The organism is Shewanella nanhaiensis, assembly GCF_019457885.1.
In the GTDB taxonomy this organism is placed as follows: Bacteria; Pseudomonadota; Gammaproteobacteria; order Enterobacterales; family Shewanellaceae; genus Shewanella; species Shewanella nanhaiensis.
Map to the genome: position 1 here is coordinate 203,474 of NZ_JAHZST010000001.1, position 14,362 is coordinate 217,835.

General features: G+C 42.5%; 13 protein-coding genes. 5 read left to right on the top strand and 8 right to left on the bottom strand.

Annotated elements, in window-relative coordinates; translation table 11 throughout:
- Positions 1-369 precede the first annotated feature (369 nt).
- The gene (locus K0625_RS00770) at positions 370-2,202 is read left to right on the top strand and encodes a tetratricopeptide repeat-containing diguanylate cyclase (RefSeq protein ID WP_232846861.1); all 1,833 of its coding nucleotides are present in this window, start codon (positions 370-372) and stop codon (positions 2,200-2,202) included.
- A 29-nt stretch (positions 2,203-2,231) separates the two neighbouring features.
- On the opposite strand, the gene K0625_RS00775 is transcribed toward K0625_RS00770, so the two are convergent.
- Positions 2,232-3,023 carry a substrate-binding periplasmic protein gene (locus K0625_RS00775; protein WP_220107921.1) on the bottom strand — a complete coding sequence of 264 codons (792 nt, stop codon included), beginning with the start codon at positions 3,021-3,023 and terminating at the stop codon, positions 2,232-2,234.
- Between the two features lie 483 nt (positions 3,024-3,506).
- Here K0625_RS00775 and queG point away from each other — a divergent pair, with 483 nt between their 5' ends.
- A complete protein-coding gene (queG, locus tag K0625_RS00780; protein ID WP_220107922.1) occupies positions 3,507-4,703 on the top strand; it encodes a tRNA epoxyqueuosine(34) reductase QueG in 1,197 nt (398 codons plus the stop codon).
- Positions 4,704-4,752: 49 nt separating this feature from the next.
- On the opposite strand, the gene K0625_RS00785 is transcribed toward queG, so the two are convergent.
- On the bottom strand, positions 4,753-4,962 hold the full coding sequence (locus K0625_RS00785) for a dodecin (protein ID WP_012325599.1): 210 nt from the start codon (positions 4,960-4,962) through the stop codon (positions 4,753-4,755).
- A 520-nt stretch (positions 4,963-5,482) separates the two neighbouring features.
- Here K0625_RS00785 and K0625_RS00790 point away from each other — a divergent pair.
- Complete coding sequence (locus tag K0625_RS00790; RefSeq protein WP_220107923.1) at positions 5,483-7,030, top strand: leucyl aminopeptidase; 1,548 nt, start codon at positions 5,483-5,485, stop codon at positions 7,028-7,030.
- A 368-nt stretch (positions 7,031-7,398) separates the two neighbouring features.
- Here the strand turns inward: K0625_RS00790 and K0625_RS00795 are convergent, their stop codons facing one another.
- Entirely contained in the window at positions 7,399-8,154 is a 756-nt protein-coding gene (locus K0625_RS00795) for a helix-turn-helix transcriptional regulator (RefSeq protein WP_232846862.1), read from the bottom strand.
- Positions 8,155-8,651: 497 nt separating this feature from the next.
- On the opposite strand from K0625_RS00795, the gene K0625_RS00800 reads away from it, so the two are divergent.
- Positions 8,652-9,215, top strand: coding sequence for an acyl-homoserine-lactone synthase (locus tag K0625_RS00800; protein WP_232846863.1), 564 nt, complete (start codon positions 8,652-8,654; stop codon positions 9,213-9,215).
- A gap of 42 nt (positions 9,216-9,257) precedes the next feature.
- On the opposite strand, the gene K0625_RS00805 is transcribed toward K0625_RS00800, so the two are convergent.
- From K0625_RS00805 to K0625_RS00815, 3 genes are read right to left on the bottom strand one after another with little or no spacing between them, the layout of a single operon-like run.
- Positions 9,258-10,943 carry a GMC family oxidoreductase gene (locus tag K0625_RS00805; protein ID WP_220107925.1) on the bottom strand — a complete coding sequence of 562 codons (1,686 nt, stop codon included), beginning with the start codon at positions 10,941-10,943 and terminating at the stop codon, positions 9,258-9,260.
- A 19-nt stretch (positions 10,944-10,962) separates the two neighbouring features.
- Complete coding sequence (locus tag K0625_RS00810) at positions 10,963-11,598, bottom strand: gluconate 2-dehydrogenase subunit 3 family protein (protein WP_220107926.1); 636 nt, start codon at positions 11,596-11,598, stop codon at positions 10,963-10,965.
- Complete coding sequence (locus K0625_RS00815) at positions 11,592-12,182, bottom strand: peroxiredoxin family protein (RefSeq protein ID WP_220107927.1); 591 nt, start codon at positions 12,180-12,182, stop codon at positions 11,592-11,594. Before K0625_RS00815 ends, K0625_RS00810 begins: the two co-directional genes overlap by 7 nt.
- A gap of 345 nt (positions 12,183-12,527) precedes the next feature.
- On the opposite strand from K0625_RS00815, the gene K0625_RS00820 reads away from it, so the two are divergent.
- Entirely contained in the window at positions 12,528-12,890 is a 363-nt protein-coding gene (locus K0625_RS00820) for a hypothetical protein (protein WP_220107928.1), read from the top strand.
- A 77-nt stretch (positions 12,891-12,967) separates the two neighbouring features.
- Here K0625_RS00820 and K0625_RS00825 read toward each other — a convergent pair whose 3' ends face one another.
- Both K0625_RS00825 and K0625_RS00830 read right to left on the bottom strand, forming a co-directional pair.
- Positions 12,968-13,501 (bottom strand): protein disulfide oxidoreductase, encoded by a 534-nt coding sequence (locus K0625_RS00825; RefSeq protein WP_220107929.1) that lies wholly within the window; start codon positions 13,499-13,501, stop codon positions 12,968-12,970.
- Position 13,502: 1 nt separating this feature from the next.
- Positions 13,503-14,309 (bottom strand): DsbA family protein, encoded by an 807-nt coding sequence (locus K0625_RS00830; protein ID WP_220107930.1) that lies wholly within the window; start codon positions 14,307-14,309, stop codon positions 13,503-13,505.
- Positions 14,310-14,362 lie beyond the last annotated feature (53 nt).

Below are 14,362 nucleotides of genomic sequence, written 5' to 3' on the forward strand. Positions count from 1 at the left end.
AATAGGAGTCAAACTGTTTACACAAATCGTTACTCGACTTAAAAATGTCGCTAACGCTAAGCCATGGTCTCTGTTAACCACTCTAACGTTCATATTGATGATTTATCTTGGGCTCGACTAAGGCGTGCATTTATACCTGTACCTCTCTCTAAATGCAAAGAAACAAACAGGTATACAAGTGGCTAGATGTGGGTACAATACGATTTAACATTCGTTTACACGCAGTAATAAGGCAAACTCATATTTAACCGGATGGTTGAAACTAACAACTATGCTTAAGTTGAAAAAGAATATTAACTCATAGGGTAATTAACCGTGATCAACAGAACAGGCCTCTTACTATTAATAAGCTTTTGTTTATTGTGTCTTTTGGCTAGTCACCCTGTCGCTAAAGCTGATGATTACAACACCATTGAGCAGATGTTAACTGAATTAGAGAGTGGGATAACCATCCCTCAAACCGAATTAACCGCAAAGATAACCTACCTAAAGAACCAATTATCCGAACGAGATAGAGCCTATTATCTTAGGCTTCAAGCTATAATCTGCTGGAACTTTGATGCAGATACTCCAAAGCAGAGAACACTGGCCATCAACTTTGCCAACAAGCAGATCAATAATCCATTTATTCAACAATCGCCTGAACACCATCTAGATATTCAACTCTGTAAAGCCTGGTTTAATCAAATAGATGGCAAGGTGACACAAGCCTTAAAAGAGTATGATGAGGTCATTCAACGAGCCTATCAGATTGAATCACTGAAGCTTATTGCCGATGGGCGTAGTATTCGCGGTGCTATGCACTCATTTCAAGGAAACTTCTCTCTCGCTCTGGAAGATCTTATCACTGCGCAGCACCTTTATGACAACCTAGGCCTTAACCACTGGAGTCAAATAAACCTGTCAGATCTAGCCACCAGCTACCGACGCTTCGGTGATCCTCAAACGGCGATAAAATACTATAAGCAGCTTGAAGCTAGGTTCACTAAACTCAATGATATTGATGCAGCCACAGCGATGATCACTGAGATGGCCATCGCCTACGAAGAGTTGGGTGAATATAATAAGGCGATAGAATACTACCAAAAATCCTATGACCACTGGCAAAAACAGGGAGACACTTTTAGCGCATCGGCTATCGCGGTTAACATCTCTGGAAGCTTAATTAAACTCAACAGAATATCTGAGGCCAGAGAATACTTATCTCAAGCAAGTCCCCACATCTCCTCAAAAGATGAAGCCTTCTACAGTTTTATGAAGCTGTTTGAGGCTGAAATTAGCTTAATAGATGAGAACCCAAGTGAAGCACTCGATGCACTCTTAGAGGCAAAGTCAGCTTTTAATAGAGTAAAAAACAAACGAGGTTTAGCCCAGTTATCACAGATTGAAAGTCAAGTTTATACCTCACTGGGCGACTGGCCAAAAGCGTTTCAGGCATTAGAAAGATATGTGCAGCTACACAATGAACTGGACGCGAAAATGCAATCAAATCGTACTACAGAGATGCGAACACGTTTTAACACCGAACAGATTGAGACTGAAAATAAACAACTTATCGAATTACAAAAAGCGAGAGAGCTTGAACTACATATCCTTGAACAGAATCGATACCTTCAACTTGCTGTAATTATATTAGCCGTTATTGTGATCCTTTTTATCTCACTCTTTGCTATCAAGCAGGTACAAAAGTCTAAATTATTAGCGGTACTGGCATTAACCGATCACCTGACTAAACTCCCTAACCGTAGACAAACATATTCAGAAGCGGAGAAACACTTTTCTGATAATAACAGTAAGTTATCACTGATACTGTTTGATGCTGATCACTTTAAGAAGATCAATGATAATTTTGGCCATGAAATTGGAGATAAAGTCCTGTTTGAACTTGCTAATATCAGTAATCTAATGATGAGAAAAACCGATCTTGTCGGACGAGTCGGCGGTGAAGAGTTTCTTATTATTTTACCCGACACTACGCTTGAACAAGCCATAAAAATCGCTAACAGATTAGTCGAGTCGATCGCAAAAACTGATCTTTCACATTTATCTCCCACATTGTCTATATCAGTCAGTGCGGGAGTGGCGGAAAAAGAGCAAGACGCCTCCTTCTCAGAGCTACTAAATCGAGCAGACACTGCACTTTACGAAGCAAAAACCAACGGCAGAAATCGTGCAGTATTTAACACGCAACAAACGGATTAGTAACCATATTTCGAGTACTAACTAAAAATTCACTCTACTCGCCTGATAAGTTCAACCCTTTCAGGAACGGGTAAGTCACCAAACCACTTATAATATAGGCGTTTGAACTTGCCCGAAGCTTTATAGTACACCAACGCACTTTGCCACTTCTTAACCAGCCCTAATTCAGTACCTTTTGAAAAAGCCAGATACAGCTCTATCTCCGAAAGAACAAAAACAGGTTTAACCGCATCGATACTGGCGCCAACTTTAGTCAGTAAGCTTGCTACTGCAATATCAGCCTGACACCAAAACCTGACTCGCCCCTTAATCAACTGTTTAGCTGATTGGTGAGGGAAGCTAGATACCAATAGTTGTGTTAGCCCTGACTCTTTTAACATCTCTAAACCGATAGCACTTCGATAGGTACCTATACTTCCCGCATGACTTAGCTCTTCAAGGCTGTTGACCTCAACGTCATCATTGGCTTTTGCATAGAGTGAAATTTTACTGGTAATAATAGGGCCAACAAAATCAAAGTTTTTACGTCGTTCTTCATCGACAGAGGTAGCAAACAACACCACATTTGGTAAAGAGTTAGCAATCGACAAGGCTCTCGCCCAAGGTAGCACCTCTATCTCCTGTTCAGTTCCCATAATGCGCTGTAACTCATTGACAAGTTCCACAGCAAAACCAGAGGCAATGCCTGCATCGTCGTAAGAAACTGGGGCCCATGGCTCAGTCAGCAGACGTAGCTCAACACTTTCATCAGCGCTCGATTGACATATCAACAGAAGAGATAAAAAAATAGAAAAAAATCCGCTTTTAAAACAACGACCCATAACACCTCTTCTACAACACTGTTGAGACCACAAACGGAGACGTCGGCACCGAATACCAGTAAATAATAAAACTGTTCACCCGTAACTGATAACCCAAAACATAAACAAAACGATGGTTTAATGAAATATCTCTCTAGCCAATTAGTCAGGCGCGACACTTATACCCAAACAACTTCAAGATGCAGAATTCAGCATGTCGAGAAGTGACAGAGTTCAAGGCATGAAATAGTAGGACTAGTTATTCTAATTCAATATTTCATAACACAGAAAAATGTTGCTTCTCGCCTTGCCCTTCGGGAGTTCCCGTAGAATCCCTGCACTGCGTTAGTGATATCAACAAGGGAATAACCATTATCTTCTATCACTGCCTTGTTCAGCTATCCTACGGGGGCTCTGAAACGAGCATCTTGAGGTAGCTTGGGTATAGATAACAGAGTAATACCTGTTATTATACTGAGGTACTCCTTAAACCTTACGCTACCTATGCCCAACTCTGTGTTAACCCAATCAAGCTTTGACTCTCTCACATCAAGCCAACTTTCCCAACTGGTAATAAGTATTAAACATTGGGGAAAAGAGCTTGGTTTCGCTCAAATAGGTATTTGTGATACTGATTTAACTATAGAGGAACCTAAGCTTCAGCAGTGGTTAGATAAGGGGTTTCATGGAGAGATGGGATATATGGAAAGCCACGGCATGATGCGTGCCCGTCCCCAGGAGCTACACCCTGGCACAATACGAGTCATATCCGCCCGCATGGACTATCTCCCGCCAGAAGCTGGCTTTGCAACCAATTTACGCGATCCTAACCTCGCCTATATCTCCCGTTACGCTGGCGGGCGTGACTATCACAAGCTCATTCGAAACCGACTCAAAAAGTTAGGCTTGATGATAGAGGAAGAGCTAACTCGCTTAGGCGCAGGTAAACCTAACTTTCGCCCTTTTGTTGACTCAGCACCCATACTTGAACGACCACTCGCTGACAAGGCAGGCCTCGGCTGGACAGGTAAGCATAGCCTGCTACTCAATCAAGATGCTGGCAGTTGGTTCTTCTTAGGAGAGCTACTTATCGACTTGCCACTTCCAGTCGACATTCCTGTCAGTGAAGGATGTAACACCTGTGTGGCATGCATTAAATCTTGCCCAACAAACGCCATTGTCGAACCCTATATCGTCGATGGCAGACGCTGTATCTCCTACTTAACCATAGAGCTACAAGGCGCAATACCCGAGGAGTTTCGCCCTCTTATCGGTAATCGCATCTATGGCTGTGATGATTGCCAGTTAGTCTGTCCGGTCAACAGCAAATCATCGCTGACATTAGAAACAGATTTTCACACCAGAGATCCACTCAAACAACCTGAGTTACTCACGCTCTTTAACTGGAGTGAAGCCGAATTTTTGAAAATCACCGAGGGCAGTCCAATACGTCGTATCGGCCATAAACGTTGGCTAAGAAATATCGCCGTAGCATTGGGGAATGCGCCATTTTCACAAACAATCATTGACACTCTCGAACTCAAAAAGCAAACAGAGGACCTTGATGAGATAGTAACTGAACATATTGATTGGGCATTAAAGCAGCAGAGATTGAAACAAGCTGGACAAACGCCAACAGCAAACCGTAAGACACAGCGAGTGATCCGTAGTGTCGAAAAAGGCCTGCCTAGAGATGCGTAGAGGTGAGCTCACAAGCGAGTCCCTAATCTTAGGAACTCGTAGCTAAACGCTAACTCTCCTCTAGCGTAAAGCCGACTTTAATTGTCACCTGCCAGTGCGCAACCACTCCTGCCTCTAAATGACCCCGGGTTTCCACCACTTCAAACCAGCGAAGATGTTTTAATGTTTGCCCTGCCGTATTGATCGCTTCCTTTATCGCATCATCTGAACTGATAGGCGATGAACCCACTAACTCAATAATCTTATAGGTATGACTCATAATGCACTCCTAATGATGGCTATCTAGGCACTAGACCCAGTATAAACAGTATGAATATTGGCAAACCAGATGTCGTTCATTTTTCATACTATATAAAACTGAAAAATTTTCCATCATTAATATACCCAAGCTACCTCAAGGTGCTCGTTTCAGAGCCCCCGTAGGATAGTTGAACAAGGCAGTGATTGAGGATAATGGTTATTCCCTTGTTGATATCACTAACGCAGTGCAGCGATTCTACGGGAACTCCCGAAGGGCATGGCGAGAAGCAACATTTTTCTGTGTTATGAAATATTGAATTAGAATAACTAGTCCTATAATTTCATGCCTTGAACTCTGTCACTTCTCGACATGCTGAATCCTGCACCTTGAAGTAGTTTGGGTATAGATGATGTACTACCAAAAGCATAACCCCATTAAGCTTCGGCTAACTTTCATTTTGTAGACTAGTAAATAAAGTGATCACGACTTGTGAACATTACCGCTAAATATCTTCACCTTGTCTAGCATAGAGATAATTATGATAACTAAAAAAACTCTTCTTCCTACTACCCTAACCGCTTCAATCAGTATTGCGCTATTTAGTGGTTTTTCAGCACAAGCAGAAACCTTTAAATTTGTGGAACACAGCAAGAGTCAAGATGCTGAAACACTCATTGTATTTCAAGCTGGCGAGCAGCGCTCTCATGATTTAACCCGGCTCGACAATTTATCTGACCAACAAATTTCAGCCGCCTTAGCGCTCGATGGCTTTACAGGTGAAAAGAATGAAATTGTTGAAATATTAATGCCCAATGGTATTGAAGCTAAACGTCTTGTAGTGATGGGATTAGGTAGCACGGAGGAGATGAGTGCTGGCCAAGTCAATCACATTGGCGCGTCAGTAACGGCTCACTTAAGCCAGTATTCAACCAATAACATCAAGATTTTAACTGCAGGAGTCAAGGACTCAAACAGCAATGCCAGTTTCGCTTCAGAGCTTGCACACGGCATCAATCTACGCGCCTATCAATTTGATAAGTATCTATCGAAAAAGAAACCTGCCGAGAAAAACTACACCATCACCGTAGCAGATCCCGCTAAGGCAGCAGCTGATTATCAGCAGCTATCAGCGATTGAACAAGGCGTATTTTTAGCAAGAGATCTTACCTCTGAAGTGCCTACTCAGATGAACCCAGTACACTTTGCCGCAGCAGCTAAAGAGCTTAAAAAACTTGGTGTAAAAGTCACTGTGTTAGAGCCTAAAAAGATTAAGCAACTTGGAATGGGCGCACTGCATGCCGTCGGCCGTGGTTCACAAGAAGGGGCACGTTTAGTTATTGCTCACTGGAAAGGCAATAATGATGCACCAATTGCTCTCGTCGGCAAAGGGATAACCTTTGACTCGGGCGGTTACAATATAAAGGCGACGGGAGACTCAATATCTCGTATGAAGTCAGACATGGCTGGTGCTGCAGCGGTTCTTGGCACGGTTAAAGCCATGGCGACTCAAAAAGCCGATGTCAATGTGGTTGCCATCATGGCAATGGCTGCAAACATGGTCTCTGAGACCGCCTTTGCCCCAGGTGATGTGGTGATGACAGCCGAAGGGTTAAGCGTTGAAGTACTAAATACCGACGCCGAAGGTCGACTCATTCTGGCCGATGCTCTCTGGTATGCCCGTGAATTTTATCAACCCGAGGTGATGGTCGATGTCGCGACCTTAACCGGTTCTAAAGTTCGCGCCTTAGGTAAGCGTTATACCGGCTTATTTAGCGATAATGATGCTCTTGTCAACGAACTGACAATATCAGGACTAGCGGTCGATGAGAAAGTATGGCGCTTACCTTTAGCATATGATGATCTGCTCAAGAGTCCAATTGCCGATCTTAAAAATGCTGGCTATGGCGGACCTGGAGCTACAACCGCTGCGGTATTCCTACAGCAATTTACAGGTGATACTAAGTGGGCTCATCTAGATATTGCAGGCAGTGCACTTGCAGCAAAAGATAAAGGCGTGACACCGGCTGGAGGTACTGGACATGGCGTTCGCTTACTGAGTCATTGGATAATAAACCAAGAGAAATAATACCCATAGGTATAATGTAGCCCCCTACGCTAGGTTATTGTGTTACAGCCTGAATATGTAGTTGAGATGATATTTTAAACACAAAAAAAACCCGCTCTAGAAGGTTGAGCGGGTAAAGAGTAGTGTTAAAGAATAACTTATTTAGAGGATGAGTAATCACTATATAACTCATTAATTTTATTTACGATGATAAAGTCAATAATAAAATAACAAGCCAGAAATTAATCAATTCTAAATTAATTCACTATCTGAATATCTAGGGATAGATAAACAAATATACTACGGAATAATTATCCAGCAGAGCATATACAAACATAACTGTTCCATTAGACAGGTAAGTTATTTAAACAACCTCAATATCAACTAAACTAAATTAGCCCTAACCTAATTGCACAAACAATCGCCTGAGCTCTATTTTGAACATTTAATTTTTTATAAATATTTTTCAAATGAAACTTCACCGTTCTTTCAGTGATTGAGCAGATCATACCTATTTCCCATGATGACTTGCCTTCAGATGACCATGCCAGTATCTCACTCTCCCTTCCGGTCAACTTCTCGGCAGGAAGTATTAAACGTTTCATTGCCTGTGCTGAAACGGCATTGATTAACTCTAAGCTTGCCAGCTGCTCTGGGTTTAAGGAGCAACCGCAGACAGATGTGATAGTTAACTCTTTATATATCTGCCGAGTTGAAAAAGATCCTATGCTAGCCCCCTCTTTTAACCCCATCTCTTGCGCCCGTTCAAGAAAATTAAACTGAACCTCTGACAGAGTGATCATCGAAGGCACTGATGCCCAATTAAAGGATCGTCTGAAGGATGCAGAGCAGCTCACAACGGGGTCAATATATTGAAATTTTTTCTTCTGGTATATATTGTCCCACTCCACACTTTTACTCTCAAAACCAAAACCTGAACTTACAACCCTCTCAATGGTGATTGTATGATCGGGGCGGAGAATAAGGTTGATTAATGCAACCCCATCGACCTCTAACAAATTCTGTAATGCTTTAACGCATAGCATCATCTCATCAGAAGATGAGGATGAGCTAAACATATGGTACACATCTGAAACCTGTTTAATATTTAGAAAGTGCGCGCTATCTTCTTGCAATCTCATCATTAATCACTCTTCAATTGAATATTTTGTCTGCTAGGTCACTGCGGTCACAAAATATAAAACACCAATTAAAGTACCACCCTGACGATAGATCTCTCTATCGATACCTGTCAATGCCATAAATTAATACCAAATAAGATAAGATGCAAAGTAAACAGAATATAGTTTCCTTTAACTAATTAGTTATAGGTTAAAAACAACACTATCAAGCCAGATAAAAATATAATTTAGCAGATAATAAATATCTATAAACAACTTAATTATCCTTATTGGTTGTAGGGTAATTAATAAATCAATACCTATGGATACTGTCCGATCGAACAGTATCCTAACATTTACTATGAGGGTGTAATCGTTCTAAATAGTGATCACAGATTAATAAAGCTATGCAGGAATTGAATCAAGCTGACTCAACACGATTTAACAAAAGTAATAACCTCCCTTCTCAAGTAGATACATCCTCTCATTACCAAATAACACACAATCCAACGACTCAACAGATGGACAAGTTACACCAGTTACGCGCAGAAGTGTTTTGCCGTGAGCTAGCCTGGGTTGGAAGCCCAGAAGATAAAAAAGAGTACGATAATTTTGATAATACAACCACCCATTTAGGCCTCTTTGTTCGTGGGCAAGCGACAGGATATTTAAGAATTCATCATCATAATAGCCCTTGGATGATCAACACCATCTTCAATCAACTACTGCCAGACGGCGCACCGACACCTCAAGATGTTAACGCCTGTGAAGTGTCTCGATTACTGATTAAATCCTCCCACAGAGGTAAAACAAAGGTTGATAATTATCCACCTATTCACCTGCTCCTCTCATATTTGCAAAACTACTGTCGCAGCAAAAATATAAGGTATGTCTACATGGTCGTAACACCAGCCACTAGAGTTGTGTTTGCGAAAATAGGTTTTAAATCAACCCCATTGTATCAAGCCGTTAAAATGAAAGATGGCTGTTATGCCATGGCCGCAATGTTAGACTTTGATCAGATAGACACCTTAATCCCATCGAAAGATGCACCAAAAATCGAGCCTTTATTCTTTACAGAATAAAGGCCGTATATCAAATAAACAGTAACTTAACAGATGAATTAACTAGCCCTTAGCAAGGCGTTTTACAATGCTATCGGCTACCCTAAACGCATTTGCATAAATGGTGAAAGTAGGCGTGACAGAGCCGCCATTTGGCATAAAACTACCATCCGTCACATAGAGATTATCGCAATCATGTACCCGACAGTTTCTATCTAGCACCGAGGTTGTTGGATCGTCACCAAAACGGCATCCTCCCGCGACCAAATTAGAGGTTGGCTGAGTAAACACATTCCCCCACACCTCATGCGCCCCCATGGCTTTCATCACCTCGACGCCGCGATCAACCAGGTATTGCGCCACCTTCTCATCATGGGGATGAAAACCTGCCCGCACCTTAGCCACACTCTGTCCCCACCTGTCTTTTTCATCGGGATCTAGGCTCACATAGCACTCATCATTGGTCAACCAATCGCAAAAAACCTCAAACTTAAAGTCTTTAGATTGAGTAAAATGTGACTTTATCCTCTGTTTAAGTGGCGTCCCCCATAACAGGTTTTCTCCCTGCCATTTGAGACCAGACACCTCAGAGGTTGGAGACGGAGGATCAAACACAAAATCCAGTGTGCCCCCTTTTATCGGCTTATCGGATACGCTTTTATCATCAATCTCGTACCAGTCTTGCAAAGCACGGTTGAAAAAAGGCCCTCGAGTTTTAAGTTGTCTCGCTTCTAGCTCCTTTAACTTGTCTAGCTCAAACACACCGTGACCTGTGCCCCCAGCGCAGCAATGTAGGTTCTTGCCGACTTGACCGTGACTATTCCCAATACCATCAGGGTGCTTCTCCCCCTGACTGCTTAGCAACAGGCGTGAACTTTCAATGGCGTAGCAAGCCACCACAAAAATGTTCGCTGTCACTCGAACGCTCTTATCATTATCAGTAAGGTCAAAGTAATCCACCGAGTTGACCTTACCAGAGTCATCGGTATTGAGCCTGTACACCTTAGCCTGAGTGACTATGTAGCAGTTTCCAGTTTTAATCGCTGTGTCTAACAAAGCAGCTCGCGAACTCGCTTTGGCTCCAGAGTGACAACCATAGCTGCCGCAATATCCAGAATATTCGCAACTTAGTCGGCCATTAAAAGGATGAGACAGAATGCCACGCGCCATTGGGAGTGGATGCAAATTCAAGCCTTTACAAGCGGTATCGAATCGTTGTGCAACTGGGTGTTCAGCCGTAGGGGGAAAGGGGAACTCCTTAGTCGAGCGGGGCTCTAAATGTGGATGCTCAACCACTTTGCCCGACACGCCAACAAGTTGCTCTACTTTTGTGTAATAAGGCTCCAGTTCATCGTAACTGATTGGCCAATCGACGGTATTTGCTCCCTCAATATTGCCATATTCAGAAACTAACCTAAAATCTTGCGGTTTAAGACGATGAAAATACGCACTCATAAAGTTAGAGGCACCGCCGACAATATTCCCTCCCCAAAACTGTGAGGTGGTATCTGATGACCAGCTCCCGTCGCCATTAGGCTCCTCAAGTGTATGCCGCTCATCCTTAAGCTGAGAACGAAATACACTATGGCGACCTAACTGCTCATCCTTGAAAAAATCAGTCTCTTTAAACCATTTTCCCTTTTCGAGTACACCAACCTTGTACCCAGCTTTCGCAAGCTCATAAGCAATGGGACCTGCGCCCGCACCGCTACCAATAATACAGATATCAAACTTTCTACTCTGCTTCATATAATGCTCACCAGTATTATCAACTAAAGTCTAGGTAGGTTTTTCCCTTGACAGGTCTAGGGAACCCAGGCTGATGCTCCAACCACTGCCAGCCTATCCCATCAGGATTGCCCCCATAAATAGGATCTAACGTGAGAGATTCAAGCAAGTAATAGAGCAGCAGAGAAAGCCAGTTCTCTCCTGCCCGACTCTTAGCTATCTGCTTTAGAACAGTGTCTTGATCTTTGATACTGAGCTTAATAAAGCTCGTGCCATGGGTGGATTTTGCTAACTCCTCTAGCCAGCCAACTCCCTGTAAAATAAACTCCTTATCACCATCGGCTTGGTTTTCAGGATCTTCCAATGCCCATATCAGGTATTGGAAGCTATTTAACTGCTCCGATGAAGGACCGTCTCCATCATCGGGAAACAACTGAAGTTGCACCGCTTTAACAAGAGTCACCGCTAGAGGAGTGAACTCAGTAAACCCTCCCACTCTCGACTCACTCTCCTGTGCTTGTAAGATATTGGGTTTAGCGCCTATCAGCCCAAGTAAAACAGCAGCGGCACCAGTTTGTCTTAAAAAGGCTCGACGGTTAAGTCCCGACCCATAAGCAGTGATATAAGCGGGTTTATTTGAGCCTCTCTCCAACTTAGCTTTGGCCATTTTTAACATGCCGTCTCCTTATTACTTCCCTGTTTATGCTGCTGACAAGTGACCCCTAACGTCCTGTCATTACGTGCTGGTTTGATGGTATTCCACGAATCAAGATTGGCCGCTAAGGTATGAGTGATCCCATCAACTTGTTTAATCATGCCATTGATATCAATTAAAAAGCCTGTTGGTGTACCGATCACACCATATCGACGCGTGATATCTGCGTCGCGGTCAAAGGCAATAGCATAGTTTGGATTAAATCGTGCTTTAAATTGCTCTATCTCACCTAAGCTGTCACTCCAACTGGTATTGATAGCCAGTAACTCAACCTGCTCACCAAGTTCAGACTGGATCTCAACCAGCTTAGGCACCTTTTTCATACAGTGGCCACACCAAGTATTCCAAAAAATCAGATAAACAGACTTTTCACCTCTAAAATCACTGAGGTTAAACTGGCTACCATCAATACGGGATAGGGAGAAATCTGGTGCTAACCTCTCCACAGCCAAAGGCTCGGCATTCACCGCCAACAAGCCTGAGATGGTCATCATGCCAATTAAGATTAATCCTTTAATATTTAACTGTTTGACTCTTTTTAGCATAAGAATACCCTTGTTTACTAAATACTAAAGCCGTTTATCTGGTGACTCGGCTCAACTCTTAATTTAGCAGACCGACCTCATCACTAAAAATATTCATCTGAAATCCATTTCTCACCTTAAAGTTGATTTAGAACAAGTTTTCTCCCTACTTTCTATATTCCAGCCCTATTTTTAATGATTTTAAAACCCAAATAAAATACCGGTATAGCCATAAAATCAATGGTAATAATCCATACCTTTGACTGTTTTTCATGGAACTAAAATCGGTTAACCTAATCAAATTAACTGTAGGTAAAAACGTTAAAACATTAATAGCAATCAGTATAAAATTTTGGCTCTAACATTATGGTAAAAAAACTTGGACTCACTTTTTGTTTCATCATCATATTAAGTGCCATCGCTTACCACTTTTTAACGCCCAAGATCACCTTAAGTAATGACTCTGCAAAAAGCTATGCAGCGCTTAATTTTACCCTACCTAACAGTCAAATAACCTTCTCTCCAATCCCCTCCCATACCCGACAGTCGATCTACTTTTCACCGCAAAAAAAATCGGGACTTATCACCTACCAGCTTGTCTCAAATAAAGGCGGTATCGTGGCGCAAGGGCAACTTAACTACCAAGCATCAGATAAGCTAAGCTCAGAGCTCGGCAACACCTTAACTTTTACCATAGATAAAGATTACAGAGTCAGTTTTCATCAGTAATAACAAGCAAGTAACAAAAAGGCTGATACCATAAGTACCAGCCTTCAACCGTCAGTTTTACTCTATTAACGCATCACCTAATTCAACAGCATTCGCCACCACATGCCGGGCAAACTGGTGAAACCTGTGGTGTAATGAATTAACTCTCCATCTTTAAACACCATCAAGGTTGGCGTGAGCTGCACTGACCAATCCCGTGCGATCTCATTATTACTGTCATTAATAGTCTCAAACTCATAGCCTTTATGGGATAAGTATTGGGACATTTTATCATCGGGGCCTGAATTCATTGCGATACTTACCACAGGGTAGATGTTTGCCATGGTATCAACCGCTGGACTGACAAAGTTACATACTGGGCACCAAGTTCCCCAGAAATACACAAGCACCGCCTGATCTTGACTCATCGCCTTGATATCAATATCACTGCCAGTGAGGCTCACTCCCTTGATATCTGGCAAGTTATCCCTAGGGATATCTCTACCACGCCAGATATCCATCACTGCCGTGATAACAATCGCAAAGAGGATAAACAGGGCCAGTTGCTTACCCCATCCCCAAATCTTTGACAAAAAGCCCACCCCAGCCGTATTCAATTTCTCTGGCATCATATTACTCCTGTGCCTCTATCGCCTCTTCAAGTTGCTCTTTAAGCACCTCATAAGTAACCAAGCCTGGTATCACTTTATCCCCAAAAATCATAGCAGGAGTGCCTCTAAGGCCTAGCGTCATCATCAAATTAACATTATCTTTCACCTGCTGATTAACGGCTTCGTCTGTATTATTCAGCCATTTCTCAGTGCCGGTTAGCTTGGCGACTTTAGCGATTGATTCAGAATCAAGCTTACGTGGGCTAGACATCAATACCTCTTTTAACTTTAGGTATTTGCTAGGCTCATTAAGCCAAACCGTTTGCGCTAAAGCGACAGCCTCTTCAGATGCTTCTCCCTGCAGTGGTACCATTTTGATAATGATCTTTAGTTGGGGAAACTCCTTTACCAGCCTATCTAATGATGGCTCCAATTTTTTACAGTAAGGGCAGTTAAAATCGGTAAAGTAAACCATAGTAATTTCAGGATCTGACGCACCTTTCCAGGGATCTGTTTTGGTTTCAAACAGGGCTTTCTTGTGGCTGTTCAAAGTGCTCTCTCTAACTGCATTAGCCCCTTGTTGCTCGCGGACTTGCAAAGCAATAATGGCCTCTTTCAACAGTTCAGGATCATTGATTAGCGCATCTTTAATGATTGCTTTGACATCCGCTTGCTGCTGCCCAGTTAAGCTCGTCACTTCACCATGGGCTAACGTGCCCCACGAAAGCAGAGTGACGCCCATTAATAAAGTGACTGCCATATCTGTGGCCTTTTTTAACGCACCTTGCTTACTTTTAACCACTGTTTCTGTTCTATCTGAAAATAACATCTTAATATTTCCTAATCCGTTGGCCTCAATTAACATAAACATCAATCAAGGCC

Bases quoted from the DNA above. Each gene is read 5' to 3' on its own strand.
- K0625_RS00775 (WP_220107921.1), bottom strand. From the start codon at position 3,023: ATGGGTCGTTGTTTTAAAAGCGGATTTTTTTCTATTTTTTTATCTCTT.
- queG (WP_220107922.1), top strand. From the start codon at position 3,507: ATGCCCAACTCTGTGTTAACCCAATCAAGCTTTGACTCTCTCACATCA.
- K0625_RS00785 (WP_012325599.1), bottom strand. From the start codon at position 4,962: ATGAGTCATACCTATAAGATTATTGAGTTAGTGGGTTCATCGCCTATC.
- K0625_RS00790 (WP_220107923.1), top strand. From the start codon at position 5,483: ATGATAACTAAAAAAACTCTTCTTCCTACTACCCTAACCGCTTCAATC.
- K0625_RS00795 (WP_232846862.1), bottom strand. From the start codon at position 8,154: ATGATGAGATTGCAAGAAGATAGCGCGCACTTTCTAAATATTAAACAG.
- K0625_RS00800 (WP_232846863.1), top strand. From the start codon at position 8,652: ATGGACAAGTTACACCAGTTACGCGCAGAAGTGTTTTGCCGTGAGCTA.
- K0625_RS00805 (WP_220107925.1), bottom strand. From the start codon at position 10,943: ATGAAGCAGAGTAGAAAGTTTGATATCTGTATTATTGGTAGCGGTGCG.
- K0625_RS00810 (WP_220107926.1), bottom strand. From the start codon at position 11,598: ATGTTAAAAATGGCCAAAGCTAAGTTGGAGAGAGGCTCAAATAAACCC.
- K0625_RS00815 (WP_220107927.1), bottom strand. From the start codon at position 12,182: ATGCTAAAAAGAGTCAAACAGTTAAATATTAAAGGATTAATCTTAATT.
- K0625_RS00820 (WP_220107928.1), top strand. From the start codon at position 12,528: ATGGTAAAAAAACTTGGACTCACTTTTTGTTTCATCATCATATTAAGT.
- K0625_RS00825 (WP_220107929.1), bottom strand. From the start codon at position 13,501: ATGATGCCAGAGAAATTGAATACGGCTGGGGTGGGCTTTTTGTCAAAG.
- K0625_RS00830 (WP_220107930.1), bottom strand. From the start codon at position 14,309: ATGTTATTTTCAGATAGAACAGAAACAGTGGTTAAAAGTAAGCAAGGT.